This is a genomic window from Halomonas sp. EF61 (assembly GCF_040147045.1).
Taxonomy (GTDB): domain Bacteria; phylum Pseudomonadota; class Gammaproteobacteria; order Pseudomonadales; family Halomonadaceae; genus Halomonas; species Halomonas litopenaei.
The window spans coordinates 1,168,657-1,185,331 of the sequence record NZ_JAMSHM010000002.1; the positions used below are offsets into that span (position 1 = coordinate 1,168,657).

The 16,675-nt window shown below is 67.1% G+C and carries 14 protein-coding genes; 13 read left to right on the forward strand and 1 reads right to left on the reverse strand.

The genetic code is table 11. From position 1 onward, the window contains the following. The first annotated feature begins 127 nt into the window (after positions 1-127). From NFI08_RS14045 to NFI08_RS14105, 13 genes are all read left to right on the forward strand, one after another. Positions 128-958, forward strand: a complete 831-nt coding sequence (locus NFI08_RS14045; RefSeq protein WP_349590071.1) for a phosphogluconate dehydrogenase C-terminal domain-containing protein — start codon at positions 128-130, stop codon at positions 956-958. Between the two features lie 60 nt (positions 959-1,018). After that, a complete protein-coding gene (locus NFI08_RS14050; protein WP_349590074.1) occupies positions 1,019-2,284 on the forward strand; it encodes a ribulose-bisphosphate carboxylase large subunit family protein in 1,266 nt (421 codons plus the stop codon). Beyond that, entirely contained in the window at positions 2,281-3,639 is a 1,359-nt protein-coding gene (locus NFI08_RS14055; protein WP_261395054.1) for a four-carbon acid sugar kinase family protein, read from the forward strand. The genes NFI08_RS14050 and NFI08_RS14055 overlap by 4 nt, the downstream gene beginning before the upstream one ends. A 60-nt stretch (positions 3,640-3,699) precedes the next feature. After that, a complete protein-coding gene (locus tag NFI08_RS14060; protein ID WP_045991765.1) occupies positions 3,700-4,716 on the forward strand; it encodes a TRAP transporter substrate-binding protein in 1,017 nt (338 codons plus the stop codon). A gap of 118 nt (positions 4,717-4,834) precedes the next feature. Further along, positions 4,835-5,422 carry a TRAP transporter small permease gene (locus NFI08_RS14065; protein ID WP_349590078.1) on the forward strand — a complete coding sequence of 196 codons (588 nt, stop codon included), beginning with the start codon at positions 4,835-4,837 and terminating at the stop codon, positions 5,420-5,422. Next, entirely contained in the window at positions 5,419-6,693 is a 1,275-nt protein-coding gene (locus NFI08_RS14070) for a TRAP transporter large permease (RefSeq protein WP_045991767.1), read from the forward strand. Before NFI08_RS14065 ends, NFI08_RS14070 begins: the two co-directional genes overlap by 4 nt. A gap of 67 nt (positions 6,694-6,760) precedes the next feature. Beyond that, positions 6,761-8,221, forward strand: coding sequence for an aldehyde dehydrogenase family protein (locus NFI08_RS14075; RefSeq protein ID WP_349590081.1), 1,461 nt, complete (start codon positions 6,761-6,763; stop codon positions 8,219-8,221). Between the two features lie 120 nt (positions 8,222-8,341). After that, complete coding sequence (locus tag NFI08_RS14080; RefSeq protein ID WP_108448021.1) at positions 8,342-9,238, forward strand: NAD(P)-dependent oxidoreductase; 897 nt, start codon at positions 8,342-8,344, stop codon at positions 9,236-9,238. A 176-nt stretch (positions 9,239-9,414) separates the two neighbouring features. Beyond that, positions 9,415-10,626, forward strand: a complete 1,212-nt coding sequence (locus NFI08_RS14085) for a mandelate racemase/muconate lactonizing enzyme family protein (protein ID WP_349590085.1) — start codon at positions 9,415-9,417, stop codon at positions 10,624-10,626. Between the two features lie 316 nt (positions 10,627-10,942). Further along, positions 10,943-11,488 (forward strand): (2Fe-2S)-binding protein, encoded by a 546-nt coding sequence (locus NFI08_RS14090; RefSeq protein WP_045991771.1) that lies wholly within the window; start codon positions 10,943-10,945, stop codon positions 11,486-11,488. Beyond that, the gene (locus NFI08_RS14095; protein ID WP_349590088.1) at positions 11,475-13,850 is read left to right on the forward strand and encodes a xanthine dehydrogenase family protein molybdopterin-binding subunit; all 2,376 of its coding nucleotides are present in this window, start codon (positions 11,475-11,477) and stop codon (positions 13,848-13,850) included. The genes NFI08_RS14090 and NFI08_RS14095 overlap by 14 nt, the downstream gene beginning before the upstream one ends. Before the next feature lie 60 nt (positions 13,851-13,910). Beyond that, positions 13,911-14,915, forward strand: coding sequence for an XdhC family protein (locus tag NFI08_RS14100; protein ID WP_349590091.1), 1,005 nt, complete (start codon positions 13,911-13,913; stop codon positions 14,913-14,915). Then, positions 14,905-15,570 (forward strand): nucleotidyltransferase family protein, encoded by a 666-nt coding sequence (locus NFI08_RS14105; RefSeq protein ID WP_349590094.1) that lies wholly within the window; start codon positions 14,905-14,907, stop codon positions 15,568-15,570. Before NFI08_RS14100 ends, NFI08_RS14105 begins: the two co-directional genes overlap by 11 nt. Before the next feature lie 76 nt (positions 15,571-15,646). Here NFI08_RS14105 and denD read toward each other — a convergent pair whose 3' ends face one another. Beyond that, entirely contained in the window at positions 15,647-16,618 is a 972-nt protein-coding gene (gene denD / locus NFI08_RS14110; RefSeq protein ID WP_349590097.1) for a D-erythronate dehydrogenase, read from the reverse strand. Between the last annotated feature and the right edge of the window lie 57 nt (positions 16,619-16,675).

A 16,675-nucleotide genomic window follows, 5' to 3' on the forward strand; every position in this document is an offset into this window, starting at 1 on the left:
ATGCCAGCGGGTCTGGAACATGACACTCGACCAAGGTCGTGTTTGACAGCCTCGGCCACTTATATTGTCATCATACCAGTTGCAGCAAAGCTTGCCTCTTCCACTTTTTTACACAGGTTACCTGGCCATGACGACCATTGCCTTGATCGGTGCCGGCGGCAAGATGGGCGCCCGCCTCTCCCGCAATCTCAAGACTTCGGACTTCGACGTGCGTCACGTCGAGGTCAGCGAACAGGGCCGCCAACGGCTTCGCGACGAACTCGACATCGAGTGCGTCGACAGCGCCGAGCAGGCGGTGGCCGGCGCGGATGTGGTCATCCTGGCCGTTCCCGACACCCTGATCCAGAAGATTGCCGCCGAGCTGTCACCGTCGATCGAAGCCGGCACCATGGTGGTCTGCCTGGACGCCGCCGCCCCCTTCGCCGGCCATCTGCCCGAACGTGACGACCTGGTCTACTTCGTCACCCACCCGTGTCACCCGCCGATCTTCAACGACGAGACCACCCTCGAGGCCAAGCGCGACTATTTCGGCGGCAGCCACGCCACCCAGCATATCGTCAGCGCCCTGATGCAGGGGGACGAGCGCCATTTCGCCCTGGGCGAGGCCGTGGCCAGGACCATCTATGCCCCCGTCGGGCGCAGCCATCGCGTCAGCGTTGAACAGATGGCGCTGCTGGAACCCGGTCTGTCGGAAACAGTATGTGCCACACTGTTATCGGTGATGCGTGAAGCGATGGACGAAGTCGTGGATCGAGGCGTCAGCCATGAGTGCGCCAGGGACTTTCTGCTTGGCCATCTCAACATCCTCGGTGCGGTGATCTTCGATGAACAGCCCGGCGCTTTCTCGGATGCCTGCAACAAGGCGATCGAGAACGGCAAGCCGATGCTGATGCGCGATGACTGGAAGCGGGTGTTCGAGCCGGACGCCATCGCCGACAGCATTCAGCGCATCACCTGAGGGGCCACGCTCTCCACAGAGTCTGACGACAGCGCCATCGCGAGTATCAAGAGGCCAGGCATGAACCGAATCGAAGCCAGCTACCTGATCGAGACCCCCTTCGAGGTGGAGCAGGCCTGCCAGGTGATGGCCGGGGAGCAATCCTGCGGCACCTTCACCCGCCTGGCCGCGGAAACCGATGACTTTCGAAAGCGTCATGCGGCCAGGGTCGAGTCCATCGAATTGCTCGACAGCGTCGACGCGCCCTCGCTGCCCATGCCGACCCGGCCCCAGCCGCCCGGCACCCGCTACCAGCGTGCCCGGGTGCGTTTGTCCTGGCCCCTTGAGAACCTCGGTCCGTCGTTGAGCACGCTGATGGCCACCCTCGCCGGCAATCTGTATGAACTCAAGGAATTCTCCGGGCTCAGGCTGCTCGACGTCAGCCTGCCCCACGCCTTTGCCGAGGCCTGCCCCGGGCCCCAGTTCGGCATCGACGGTACCCGCCGCCTCAGCGGCGTCGACCAGGGTCCCCTGATCGGCACCATCATCAAGCCCAGCGTCGGGCTCTCACCCGATGCCACCGCCGAGGTGGTGAAGGAACTGCTGGATGGCGGCATCGACTTCATCAAGGACGATGAACTCCAGGCCAACGGCCCGCACTGCCCGTTCACCGAGCGGGTCGACGCGATCATGCCGCTGGTGCTCGAACATCAGCAGCGCACCGGACGCAAGGTCATGGTGGCCTTCAACATCACCGGCGAGATCGACGAGATGCGCCGGCACCACGACCACGTGCTGGCCGCCGGCGGCAGCTGTGTGATGGTCGCCCTGAACGCGGTGGGTCTGGCCGGCGTCAGTCATCTGCGGCGCCACTGTGAGCTGCCCATCCACGGCCACCGCGCCGGCTGGGGCATGTTCAGCCGGGAGCCGCTGCTGGGCATGGACTTCGCCGCCTGGCAGACCTTCTGGCGCCTGGCCGGCGTCGATCACCTTCACGTCAATGGTCTGGCCAACAAGTTTTCGGAATCCGACGACAGCGTCGCCGCCAGCGCCCGGGCCTGCCTGACGCCGCTGTTCGAGCCGCCGGGACCCGCCCACACCGTGATGCCGGTGTTCTCTTCCAATCAGACCGCCTGCCAGGCCATCGACACCTGTCGCGCCATGGGGGGCAGCAGCGACATGATCGTCACCGCAGGCGGCGGCATCATGGCCCACCCTGGAGGTATCGCCGCCGGCGTCAGAAGCCTGCGCCAGGCCTACGACGCCGCTGCACGCGGCATCTCGCTGTCCGACCACGCCCGTGACCATGGCGAATTGGCCCAGGCTCTGGAGACCTTCTGCCCATGAACGACCTGCTGCTGAGCTACTACGGCGACGACCTGACCGGCTCCACCGACGCGCTCGAGGCCCTGGCCTGCCAGGGCGTCCCCAGTGTGCTGTTCACCGCTCGCCCCAGCGCCGAGCAGCGCGCCCGCTTCGACCACTGTCGTGCCCTGGGTCTGGCCGGCACCAGCCGCAGCGAGTCCAATGACTGGATGCGCCGCGAGCTCAAGCGTTCCTTCCAGTGGCTGGCCGAACAGGGCGCAGCGCTGACCCACTACAAGACCTGCTCCACCTTCGACAGCAGCCCCGAGGTCGGCAGCATCGGTTGTGCCATGGAGGTCGCGCGCGGCGTCTTCGGCGAGACACCGATCCCACTGGTGGTGGGGGTGCCGCAGATGCGCCGCTACACCGTCTTCGGCGAGCTCTACGCCGCCTATCAGGATCAGATCTACCGCATCGATCGACACCCCGTGATGTCGCGCCACCCGGTCACCCCCATGCACGAGGCGGACCTGCGCCGCCACCTGGCCGCCCAGACCACTCTGCCGGTCGGCCTGATCGATGTGCCCGGCCTGGCCCTGCCGGATATCGACGAACGCGTGGATCACGCCCTCGCCGAGCATCCGGCGGTGCTGTTCGACGTGCTCGAACCCACCCATCAACAGGCGGTGGGTCATCAACTCTGGCGCACTCGCCCGCAGCAACAAGGCGGCAAGGGCGGCTTCGTGGTCGGCTCGTCCGGTGTCGAGTATGCCCTGCTCGCCGAGTGGCAACGCCTGGGGCTGGTGGAAGGTGGCGAGGACTTCACTCCGCCCCGTTCGGTCGAGCGCATCGCGGTGGTCTCCGGCAGCGTCTCCAGCACCACCGCACGCCAGATTCACTGGGCGGTCGAACACGCCGGTTTTCAGCGCATCGAGCTCGACGCCCGCAGCCTGGCCATCCCCGCCCATCGCAACGAGGCCATGGCTACCGCCATCCTCAAGGCACTGGATGCCCTGAGCAGTGGCCGCAGCGTCATCCTGCACACCGCCATGGGACCCGACAGCCACGACGACAGCCTGGCCACCGAATCCAGCCGCCACAGTCTGGGCAAGGCCCTCGGCGAGATGCTCAAGGCGCTGGTGGACGATCAGGGGCTGACCCGGGTGTGCGTGGCCGGCGGCGACACCTCGAGCCATGCCATCACCGCCCTGAACATCCATGCCCTGACGGTCAAGATGCCGCTGCCGGACACCCCGGGTTCGCCGCTGTGCCAGGCCCACAGCGACGACCCGCGCTACCAGGATCTAGAGATCGCCTTCAAGGGCGGTCAGATCGGTGGCGACGACTACTTCGAGCGGCTAAGGCGAGGACGAGCCCTGGCCGACCACGAGCACTGATCCGGCCGTGCCACCGGGCACGGCCACACCCAAGCGTCATCCCGCAAAGAGGAAACAACAATGACGACGACTGTACGCCACGCAACACGCCGCCCCGCCTTTCACCTCAAGCCCTGCCTGCTGGCTGTGGCACTGGCCGGGTTTGCCCTGCCAGCGGCTGCCGCCCAGACCATCACCGTCGGCCACACCACCTCGGACAGCTCTCACTACTCCGAGGGTATCGATGCCTTCAAGGCGACCCTGGAGGAGCTGTCCGACGGCGAATTCACGGTCAACGAGCAGCCCTCCGGTGCGCTGGGCGGCGAGCGCGCCATGATCGAAGGCCTGCAGATCGGCACCATCGACGCCGTTGTCACCTCCACCGGGCCGCTGGGCAACTTCGTCCCCGAGACCTACGTGCTCGACCTGCCGTTTCTGTTCAAGGACTACGACCACGCCCGCTGCGTGCTGGATGGCGAGGTCGGCCAGGACCTGCTCGACAAGATCGGCGAGCACGATCTGGTGGGTCTTGCCTGGACCGAGAACGGCTTCCGCCACATGACCAACAGCCAGCGTGACATCGAGACCCCCGAAGATGCCCAGGGTCTCAAGATCCGCACCATGGAAAACGAGATGCACATGGCGGCGTTCAACGAGATGGGCGTGCATCCGACACCGATGGCCTTCCCGGAGCTGTTTACCGCGCTGCAGCAGGGCACCGTGGACGGCCAGGAAAACCCCATCTCGGTGATCCTCACCGGCAATCTGTGGGAGGTCCAGGATCGCCTGTCGCTGACCGGCCACGTCTATTCTCCGGCCATCATGCTGGCCTCGCCGATCCTCTGGGACGGCCTGTCCGATGAGCAGAAGGGCTGGTTCATGGAGGCCGCCCAGGCCGGCGCCGAGGCCACGCGAGCGATGGTGTCGAGACTCGAGACCGAAGGCGTCGAGGAACTCAAGGCCAAGGGCATGACCGTGGTCGATGACATCGACAAGTCCCAGTTCCAGGCCGCCGTCGAGCCCTCCTACTCGGTCTACACCGACGAGTACGGCTCGGAGATGCTCGATCGCATTCGCTCCAGCGACTGCGGCAGCTGATCGTCCACCGATCCTCGACTGACCTTCCCGCCCGAGCGCTCGCTACCTGCCGTTGGCGAGCGCTTGGGCGGTCAAGCCTGACCCGTCCTCGGGCCTTACCCGCGATGAGGAAAGCCCCATGCTGGATCTGTTCTTCCGTCTCGAGCGGGCCATCTCCCAGGTCGCCCTCTACGCAGCGGTGCTGATGTTGATCGCCTCGGTAAGCCTTGGCTTCTACCAGGTGCTGACCCGGTTCGTGTTCGACGCCCCCTCCACCTGGTCGGAGGTGATGGCCCGCTCCACCATGATCTGGTGCGTCTTTCTGGGCGCCGCGGCGACCTTTCGCGGCGGCTACATGATGGCCGTCGAAGTGATCTACAAGCTGGTGCCGGCCTCCGCCCTCAAGGCGCTGGAGATACTGATCGCCACCTGCTGCATGATCGTCCTGGCGATCCTGGTGATCTACGGCTATCAGATGACGCTGCGCGTGCAGAACCAGATGCTCTCCGGCGTCGGCATCTCGATCGCCTGGATCTACGCCGCCATTCCGATCGGCGCCGCCTTTTCGCTGCTATCGGTGATCACTCGACTGATCGCCCAGCTGACCGGACGCGAGACCATCGGCGTGGTCGATGCCGAGGCCCCCGCACACGTGCCTGAACCCGAATCCAGACCTGGTCCTGACACAGGCACCTCGTCCGGTACCGAAGGGAGGAAGCAGCCATGAACGCCGCTATCGGACTATCGCTGATCATCCTGTTCGCCCTGGGCGTGCCGATCGCCGTGTCGATCCTGCTGGCGTCGGTGATCGGTATCGAGTTCTTCACCCGTTTTCCGCTGCTGATGGTGCCCCAGCAGATGTTCGTCGGCATCGACAACTTCCCGCTGATGGCGATCCCCTTCTTTATCCTGGCCGGCAACCTGATGGCCGCCGGCGGCATCTCCCAGCGCCTGGTGGACCTGGCCAAGTCCATCGTCGGCGGGCTCCAGGGCGGGCTCGCCATGACCTGCGTGCTGACCTGCATGATGTTCGCCGCGGTTTCCGGCTCGAGCGTGGCCACCACCTTCGCCATCGGCTCCATCCTGATTCCGGCGATGGTGGCCCACGACTACCCGCGTCCGCTGGCGGCCTCGATCCAGGCCTCCTCGGCGGAGCTCGGCGTACTGATCCCGCCCTCCATCCCCTTGATCCTCTACGGCGTCAGCACCGACACCTCGATCGGGCGCCTGTTCATTGCCGGTATCGGTCCGGGGTTGTTGATCGGCTCGGCGCTGCTGCTGTTTCTGTACATCTTCTGCAAGCTGCGCGGCTACGGCCTGCGCGACCGCGAGGATCGCGCCGCCTTCACCACCTCAATGCGTCGTGCCTGGGCCGCTCTGCTGATGCCGGTGGTGGTCATCGGCGGCATCTATGGCGGGGTCTTCACCCCTACCGAGGCCTCGGCGGTGGCGGTGTTCTACGCACTGATCGTCGGCGGTCTGGTCTACCGCGAGCTGCCGCTGTCGGAGCTGGTGCCGATCCTGCGCCAGAGCGTGATTTCCACCGCCACGGTGATGCTGATCATCTCGGCGGCGGCGCTGTTCAGCTTCCTGATCAGCCGCTCGGGGCTGCCCGGCGAGGTTGCCGCCTGGGTCACCCAGGTGTTCGAGAGCCCGGTCAGCTTCCTGCTGGCGGTGAACGTGATGCTGCTGGTGATCGGCATGTTCGTCGAGACCTCGGCGGCGATCCTGGTGCTGGCCCCGATCTTCACCCCCATCGCCGTGCAGTACGGCATCGACCCGGTGCACTTCGGCCTGATCGTGGTGGTCAACCTGGCGCTCGGCATGTTCACCCCTCCGCTGGGGGTCAATCTGTTCGCCGCCTGCGCCGTGGCCAAGCTGTCCATCGACGAGCTGATCCCTTGGCTTGCGCGCTTCGTGCTGGTGGTCCTGGCCTGCCTGATGGCGATCACCTACATGCCCTGGATCTCGCTGGGCCTGGTCGATCTGCTCTACTGATACCGATCACTGCCCCGGCCGCGCCGGGGCCCACCCCATCTTCCGCCCCTTCTCAGGAGTCGACAGCATGCACGCCCTCCCCCTCACTCCACCCACCGGCGCCCTGATCGGCGGTCACTGGGTCGATACCGCCGACACCCTCGAGGTGCTGCGCCCGGCCAGCGGCGAAGTCATCGCCCGTATCGCCGCGTCCAGCGCAGCCGACGTCGATGCTGCGGTGGCCGCCGCCCGGGCAGCCTTCACAGGCGAGCTTGGCCAGTGGTCGACGTTCTCGGCGCGGGCGCGCAGTGAATGGCTGTATGCCTTCAGTCAGGCCATCGACGCCGACAGGGAGACCCTGGCCGCCCTCGAGTGCGCCGACACCGGCAAGCCGATCAGCCAGGCCCGGGGCGACATCGCCGCCTGCGCGCGCTACTTCCGCTTCTACGCCGGCGCCGCCGACAAGCTCCACGGCGAGACCATCCCCTTCGATCCCGACTATGCGGTGATGACCCTGCGCGAGCCCTGGGGCGTGTGCGCCCAGATCATCCCCTGGAACTACCCGGCCCAGATCTTCGGACGCTGCGTGGCGGCGGCGCTGGCCGCCGGCAACACCTGCGTGCTCAAGCCCGCCGAGGACGCCTGTCTGAGCGTGCTGCGCCTGGCCCAGCTGGCCGTCGACTGCGGGCTGCCGGAAGGCGCGCTCAACCTGGTGCCTGGCCTCGGCCGTGAAGCCGGCGCCGCCCTGGCCGCCCACCCCGGCATCGACCATCTGTCGTTCACCGGCTCGCCGGAGACCGGCACCCTGGTGACTCAGGCGGCGGCGGTGCACCACGTGCCGGTGACCATGGAACTCGGCGGCAAGTCGCCCCAGCTGCTGTTCGCCGACGCCGACCGTGAACGCGCCCTGGACGCCGTGGTACGCGGGATCATCCAGAACGCCGGCCAAACCTGCTCCGCCGGCAGCCGTCTGTTGGTGGAGCAGAGCATCCACGACGAGGTGGTGGCGGCACTGAGCGAGCGTTTCGCGCGGTTGACCTGTGACGTCGGCGAGAACGACCCGGACTGCGGACCGCTGATCAATGAACGCCAGCGCGACAAGGTGATGACGCTGATCCAGGCGGCACAGGATGACGGTATCCACATCGCCGCCCGTGGACGCCTGGCCGACGACGCCCCCCGGGACGGCCACTTCGTGGTCCCCCACCTGTTGACCCAGGTGCCGCAAGGCCACGGCGTCAGCCGCGAGGAGCTGTTCGGGCCGGTACTGGTGGTCCAGGCCTTCGGCGACGAGGCCGAGGCCGCACGCCTGGCCAACGCCACCGACTTCGGTCTGTGCGCGGGCGTATGGACCACCGACGGCGGCCGCCAACTGCGTCTGGCCAAGGCGATCCGTTCGGGCCAGGTGTTCGTCAACAACTACGGCGCCGCCGGTGGTATCGAGCTGCCCTTCGGCGGCGTCGGCCGCTCCGGCCACGGCCGCGAAAAGGGCTTTGAAGGGCTCAGGAGCTATACCCGCATCAAGACCATTGCGATTCATCACGGCTAGACGTCGCTGGAAACGTCTGGGCCTGGCACGAAAGGTGCCGGCCCTCCTCTAGGCCGTCACCCAGGACTATCAAGCACCAACCACCATCATCACCACTACCACCACCACAAGGAAAGGGACATGACCACCTCGCTTCACGTCGGCCTGATCGGCGTCGGCCTGATGGGCCACGGGATCGCCACCAGCCTGCTGCGCGCGGACCATCGCCTGAGCTTTCTCGATCACCCCGGCAATCAGCCCAGCGACGACCTGATCGACAAAGGGGCAAGCGCTCTGACCAGCGCCCGCGAGGTCGCCGAGACCGCCGATCTGGTGATCCTGTGCGTCACCGGCACTCCCCAGGTGGAAAGCGTGCTGTTCGACGAAGGCGGCGTGCTGGAGGGGCTCAAGCCAGGCCAGATCGTGGTTGACTGCTCCACCGCCATCCCCAGCTCCACCCAGGCCATCGACGCCAGGGTGCGCGAGGCCGGTGGCCGTTTCGTCGACGCCGCCATGACCCGCACCCCGAAGGAGGCCGCCGAGGGCCGCCTCAACCTGATCGTCGGTGCCGATCAGGCGCTGTTTGACGAGCTCAAGCCGCTGTTTGGCGCCTTCGCCGAGCACATCACCCACGGCGGCCCGGTGGGCGCCGGCCACACCCTGAAGCTATTGCATAACTTCGTCTCGCTGGGCTTCACCGCCGTCCTGGCCGAGGCCAGCGCCGCCTCCCGCCGTGCCGGCATCGACGACGCCGTGCTGCTCGAGGTGCTGGGCAACGGTGGCGGCGGCGGCGTGGTGCTCGAACGCCTGCGTCCCTTCCTGACCGACGCCGACCCTTCAGGCTTCCGCTTCAGCCTGTCCAACTCGCTCAAGGACGTGGGCTACTATCAAAGCATGTCCGAAGACCTCGGCGCCTCGCGCCAGCTCAGCCAGGCGATCACCCGGCTCTACCAGGACATCGTCGATGCCGGCCACGGTGAAAGACTGGTCCCGGAATTGGTCAGTCTGCTCGGCGAATCACAGTCAAAGCAGCCATGATACTTGCGTCACACGTCATTTGACGGCGGCCACCCGCAAGCTGCCTGAGCGGATCAAGCAACGTCAGCAAGGGTGGCCATTGAAGATGCACAACAGTGATGAACGGTGGCGGTACGCGGCGATGACGAACGGGGCCGATCAACGGTAGCGAAACACTGAACCTTGCGGAGACCAGCATGAAGATCCAGCGTATCGAAACCCTGCGGCCGGCGGCTCGTCCGTCGCTGATTTGGGTGCGCGTCCACACCGAGGACGGCCTGGTGGGCCTGGGCGAGAGCTGGTTCGGCACCGACGCCATCGACGCCGATGTTCATGGCCGCCTCGCCCCGCTGCTGCTGGGCGAGGATGCCTCCCGCATCGAGGCGCTGCATCGCAAGATGCAACCCTACGTGGGCTTTGGCGGCACCAGTGCCGAGACCCGCGCGCTGTCCGCCATCGACGTGGCCCTGTGGGACCTTGCCGGTCAGCGTGCCGGCCTGCCGCTGCATGACCTGCTCGGTGGCGCCACCCGAGCGCGGGTGCCGCTCTACAACACCTGCGCCGGCCCCGACTATGTGTCCAAGTCCGCCGAGGTACGCCCGGACAACTTCGGCATCAAGGGTGGCTCGGGGGATGACGGGGCGTCTCCCCGCTACGAGGACCTGGACGCCTTTCTCGAGCGTCCGGCAGAGCTCGCCGCAGAACTCCTCGAGATGGGCATATCCGCCATGAAGATCTGGCCCTTCGACTTCGCCGAAGGCGCCCGCCACGGCATGTCCATCTCGCCCGCCGATCTCAATCGTGCGCTGTGGCCGTTCGAGGAGATCCGTCGTGTCCACGGCGATCGCATGCGCCTGAAGGCGGAACTGCACGGGCTCTGGAGTCTGCCGGCGGCGCGCACCATCTGCCAGGCGCTGGCCCCCATCGACCCGGACTGGATCGAGGACCCACTGTGGATGGATCGCTTCGACCAGCTCGGCGAGCTGGCCGACACCTGCGTCCCCCTGGCCGGCGGCGAGACCCTCGGCGGCCTGGGGCAGATTCGCGACCTGCTGCATCGCGGACGTATCCACACCCCGATCATCGATGTGACCTGGGGCGGCGGCGTCAGCTTCGCCCGCAAGGCCGCCGCCCTGGCCGAAGCCGAGGGCCGCCCCATCGCCTTCCATGACTGCTCCGGCCCGGTGACGCTGGCGGTCTCCACCCACCTGGCCATGGCGCTTGCCAACGTCGCCGAGCAGGAATTCACCCGGGCCTTCTACTACGGCTGGTACGCCGACTGCGTCGAGGGCCTGCCGCCGATCGAGGACGGCATGATCCGCGTCAGTGGCGAGCCCGGGCTGGGCATTCGCCTGAATCCCGAAATGCTCAAGGGCGACGCACTCCATGGACGTCTCAGCGAGAGCTAGATTCACTGACGCCCTGAACTCCATGTCGAGAAGCAGCCCTCACCACGAGAGACGCCAGACGCCCCCGGCGCCTTTGCGGTAACCGCCATCCACGCATTTCGCCCGTTCCCGTATTCAACGTTGCCCACTAGTCGACTGGTCTATAGTATCGCGACATCGCTTATTAAGAGGCAGATGGTGTGCCAGTTACGGCATCCCGACCGTCCTCGCGTCCCCTGTTGCCTCAAGAACGGGTAAAAGGGACGCATACAAGAAAAATCAGAAGCACCAACGGACCCTGAAGCTACGCAATGAAACCAGCGAGGAACCAGCCCCCATGACCAGCTTCACCCTGAACGGCGAAGCGGTGAGCGTCGAGGTGGATCCCCAGACCCCACTGCTGTGGGTACTGCGCGATACCCTGGGCCTGACCGGCACCAAGTTCGGCTGCGGCATCGCCCAGTGCGGCGCCTGCACCATCCACTTCAACGGCTCTGCCACGCGTAGCTGCGTGCTGCCGCTGGCCGCCGCCGAAGGTGCCGAGATCACCACCATCGAAGGCCTCGACGCCGACGGCAACCACCCGCTGCAACAGGCCTGGCGAGAAGAGCAGGTGCCCCAGTGCGGTTACTGCCAATCCGGCCAGATCATGCAGGCGGCCGATCTGCTCAAGCGCAAGCCTTCCCCCAGCGATGACGAGATCACCCAGGGCATGAGCGGCAACCTGTGCCGCTGCATGGCCTACGTGCGCATCCATCGCGCGGTGAAACGCGCCTCCTCGCTTCAGCAGGGCGGCGTCGAGACCTTCGACCCCGCCTCCGCTACTGCTGCCCGCAGCGAAACCCGTACCAGCGCCGAGGAGCCCCGCCATGAGCCGGTTTGATGACACCCTGGCGGCCCATCGGGGCGCTTGTGCAGTCCGCAGCGATACGTCCCCAGCCGATCGCCAAGCTGGCCCCGGTCTTAGCCGCCGCGGCTTTCTGATCGGCACCCTGGGCGCCAGCGCAGTGCTCGCCTTTGGCCTGCCCGGCATGGCCTTCGGCGCCGCCGACGCGGCCAGCGAGGCCCTGGCCAAGGGTCGCTTCGAGCCGACCCTGTGGTACGCCATCGACGCCCAGGGTCACGTCACCCTGCACTGCACCAAGGCCGAGATGGGCCAGCACGTGGGCACCAGCCTGGCCCGCCTGGTGGCCGAGGAACTCGAGGTCGACCCGGCGACGATCGCCATCGAATACGTCGACAGCGACCCCAAGTGGGGTTACATGATCACCGGGGGTAGCTGGTCGGTGAACCACAGCTTCCTGCCGCTGTCCCGTGCCGGCGCCGCCGGACGCCAGGCGCTGATCGAAGCAGGTTCGCGCCTGCTCGAGGTCGACGCCGCCGACTGCCAGGCCCGAGACGGTCAGGTCATCAGCGGCGACAAGCGTATCGGCTACGGCGAGATCGTTGCCAGCGGCACCCTGTCGCGCAGCTACAGCGCCGAAGAGCTTGAAGCCATCGAGCTCAAGCCGGCCTCCGAGCGCCGCGTGCTGGGCACCTCCGGCCGAGCCCAGGACATCCCCGCCAAGACCACCGGCGAGGCCGTCTTCGGCATCGACGCCAAGGTCGATGGGATGCTCTACGCCCGCCCGGTGCTGCCGCCTACCCGTTTCGGCTCCCGCGCCACCTCCATCGATGACAGCGCGGCCCAGTCCATCGCCGGCTATCGCCAGACCATCCGTCTGGAGGACCCCTCGGGCCTGTGCCAGGGCTGGCTGGCGGTGATCGCCGACAACTTTTCCGCCGCCATGCGCGCCACCGATGCACTGAAGATTGAATGGGAAAACGGCTCAGGCATCTCGATCACCGAGGCCGACATTCTCGATGAAGGCCGCCGTCTGACCCAGTCACCGAGCCGTGACAACAGCGCCCTGTTCGTCGATATCGGCGAGGTGACGTCCACCCTCGAGCAGGCCGCGTCCGCCGAGGACGTGTCGCTGATCGATGCCACCTACACCACGTCCAGCGTGCTGCACTTCCAGCTCGAGCCGGTCAACGCCACCGTGGTCGAGCGCGACGGCCACTGGCACGTCCACTGCGGCAACCAGCAGCAGTCCGTGGCGGTGCCCCTGGTGGCCAAGGCGCTGGAAGTCGACGAGAGCCAGGTGACCTTCCACCAGTACTATCTGGGCGGCGGCTTCGGACGCCGTCTCTATGGCGACTATGCCGTGCCTGCGGCGCTGGCCGCCAAGGCCGTGGGTGCCCCGGTCAAGATGGTCTTTACCCGCCCCGATGACAGTCGCATGGATTGCGTGCGCTCACCCTCGGTGCAGCGGCTGCGCTCGGCCCTGGCAGCCGACGGCGCCATCCAGGCCAGCGAACACGCCGCCGCCGCCGGCTGGCCCACCGCCGATATCGCACCCGGCTTTCTCGGCGAATTCGTCGAAGGTGGCGGCAAGATCGATTCCTTTGCCATCAGTGGTGCCGACCACTGGTACGCACTGGGCGCCCAGCGGGTGTGGGCCCAGCAGAACCACAAGGCCCACGAGGCCTTCGTTCCCGGCTATCTGCGTGCGGTGGGGCCAGGCTGGACCACCTGGGCGGTGGAGAGCCATATCGACGAACTGGCACTGGCCGCCGACCAGGACCCTGCCGAGTTCCGCCGGAACCTGCTCAAGGCCGAAGGACGCAACGCCGGCGAGGCGCCCAACAGCGTCGGCGGCGCCGAGCGCCTCAAGACAGTGCTCGAACGCACCCTCGACAAGGCCGGCTGGAACGAGCGCGACGCCCTGCCCGAGGACACTGGTCTCGGCGTGGCACTGAGCTTCGGCCAGGAACGCCATATGCCGACCTGGGTGGCCTGTGTCGCCCGTGTCAAGGTGGACCGTGCCAGCGGCGAGGTGACCGTCGAGAAGCTGACCTCGGTGGTGGACGCCGGCACCCTGGCCCATCCCGACGGTGCCATGGCCCAGTTGGAAGGCTCGCTGCTGTGGGGTCTGTCGATGGCCCTGCACGAAGGCACCGAGTACGCCGAAGGCCAGCCTGCGGACCTCAACCTGAACAGCTATACGCCGCTGCGCATGCATCAGGTGCCGGAGCTGGACCTTGAGTTCGTCGATAACGACCACACCCCGGTCGGCTTAGGCGAACCTGGCACCTGCGTGGTGGCACCGGCCATCGCCAACGCCATCGCTCACGCCACCGGCGTGCGCCTGCGCGACCTGCCGATGCGGCCGGAGGCGCTCAAGGCCGCACTGGGGGCCTGACCCGCCACCCGAGCGCCACGCTGATCGCGTGGCGCTCGTCACACACAGGACACGCTGACCATGCAACATCTGGATCTTAGGGTGGTGCGACGTGCCCTCGCCTGGCTGCGCGACGGGCGCACCCTGTGGCTGGCCACGGTGCTGTCCACCTATGGCTCCTCGCCACGCGAACCCGGCGCCTGGCTGGCTGCCACCCGTGACGGTGATCACGTTGGCTCGCTGTCCGGCGGCTGCGTCGAGGAGGACTTTCTTGAGCGCCTTGGGCAGGGTGATTTCGATACGCCGGTCAGGCGGGTGCGCTACGGCGCCGGCGATGGCGTCGACTACCCGGCGCCCAGCCTTCCCTGCGGCGGCGTGCTCGATGTGCTGGTCGAACGCTTCGCCCCCGACCAGGCGGCACTGGCGCACTTCTCGGCCCTGGAGGCGGCGCTGGAAGGACGCAAGCCGCTGATTCGCCGGGTAGACCTGGACACCGGCACGCTCTCGCTCACTCAGGACGATGGCCTGGGTGATCGCGTCGTTCTGGTCGATGGGAATGGTGAGGCCAGTGCGCAACTGCGCGTCGGCCCGGCCGCCCGACTGCTGCTTGCCGGGGTCTCGCCGGTGGCCGTCGCCTGCGCCCAGTTCGCCGTGGGGCTCGGCTTCGAGGTGATCGTCTGCGACCCTCGGGAAGGCATGCTGGAGTCCTTTATCGATGAACTCGGGGCCGCCTCCGGCAACATCGAGAAAGTGGCGACCCTACCGTCCCGCTTTATCGCCGAAGGCGGCTGCCATGCTGCCACGGCGGTGGTAGCACTGACCCACGACCCGCGCATCGATGATCTGGCGATGATCGAGGCGGTACGCTCCGAGGCGTTCTATATCGGGGTGATGGGATCGCTGCAGACGTCCCGGGCGCGGGCCGAGCGGCTATCCCGCAGCGGTGACCTGAACGCTGACGAGATCGCGCGTATCCATATGCCGATCGGCTTGAACCTGGGCAGCAAGACCCCGGCGGAGATCGCCCTGGCGGTGATGGCCGATATCGTTCGGGTACGCCGGGGCAAGGACCGCCATGCGCTCTAGCGGCCAGTCGGGCACTCCTGCTTCAACCCCCTCTTGTGAGGATGGCCGCCATCCGTCCCACGCCACCCCGCTGATCTGTGTAGTAGCGGCGGCGGGGCGTTCACGGCGCTTCGGCGCTGCGGACAAGCGCCATGCACGCCTCAAGGATGGTCGCCGGCTGCTGGCGGCAAGCCTTGCGGCGGCGGCCGAGCTGACCCCTCGGCGGCTGGTGGTGCTGGGGCCGGGCGAGAGCCTCGCCGACTGGGACCTTGCACCGTCTGCCAACCTCGAGCTGCTGTCGCTTGAACGTCCCAGCGACGCCCTCGGCGACAGCCTGTCGGCGGCCTTTCGCTGGCTGCTTCAGCAACGCAAGCAGCAACGTACTGAGCTCACCGCAGCGGCGGTATGGCTCGGCGACATGGCCTGGATCTCGGCACCGACTTGCCGCCGGCTTGCCGCCAGCGCCAGGGCCGACCGACTGGTCAGGCCGCGCTTTCACGGCCAACCCGGCCACCCGGTGATCGTTGGCTGCGACTTCTGGCCCGAGATGACTCAGCTTCACGGCCAGGACGGCGCCCGAGCGTTACTGCACCGCCACCGCCAGGCACTGCTCGAGATCGACGTCGATGATCCCGGCGTGGTGCGCGACCTGGATACCCCCCAGGACCCACGCTAAGCACCCTCGCTAAGGGCTCTCGCCAAGCACCCGCGCCAGACCCTAAGCAACCGCCTTCAGCCCCGATTCCCCACCGCTAGCCCGTCGCCTGATCCTCGACAAAGGCCTCGACGATGGCATCGAAGTCGCTGTCACCGACAAAGCCAAGGGCCTCGGCCTTGGCGGTACGAAAACGCCCAGGCCAGCTCTCGACGATGGCGCGGATACGCTCATCCGGCTCGAAACTCACCAGCTCCCGCGCCTGAGCGCCACCCTGACGCTCCAGCGCGTCGAGCATTGCCGCCACGCTTACGCTGATGCCCGGCAGCATGAAGGCGCGGAAGTCACCCAGGGCATCGGCGGCGACTTCGGCGCCGTGGACCAGCGCCTGAACCACCTTGCCAGGCGACATCACGAACAATTCGAGCTCGGTGGGCACCGGGCACACCGCGGCCTCGCCGTTCAAGGGCTCACGCAGGATACTGGAGGCAAAACTCGAGGCCGCAGCGTTGGGCCGGCCTGGACGAATGACGATGGTCGGCAGGCGCAGCACCAGACCGTCGACCAGGCCGCGTCGGCTGTAGTCGTTGATCAGCAACTCGCACATGGCCTTCTGGCTGCCGTAGGAGCTCTGGGGCCGCAGCGCGGTCATGTCGTCGAGCACCTCGGGCAACTCGCCGCCGTACACCGCCACCGAGCTGGCCATGATCACCCGGGTCGTGGCCAGGCCGCGCTGGCGACAGCCGTCGAGCAGCGCTCGGGTGGCGTCGAAGTTGACCGCAAGCCCCAGCTCCAGATCGGCCTCGGCGGCGGAGCTGACCACCGCCGCCAGGTGGTAGATCACGTCCGGGGCGCCATCCAGCAGGGCGTCCCAGGCTCCCTCTTCGGTGAGGTCCCGAGCGGTGGACGTCACCGCCACCTGGCCCGCGTCATGCGGGTGGGGCGGCGTGCTCTGGTCGACCAGGGTCAGGCGCGAAAGCGGCTGGCCGTTGACCTCGCCCTTGGCCAGCAGCGCCTGAACCAGACGTTGGCCAAGGAAGCCGGCTGCACCAGTAATCAAGATATGCATGGGTGTTCTCCTCCTTTAGGGACGATGGCCCACGCCGGGCGCTGCCCCAGCGATACA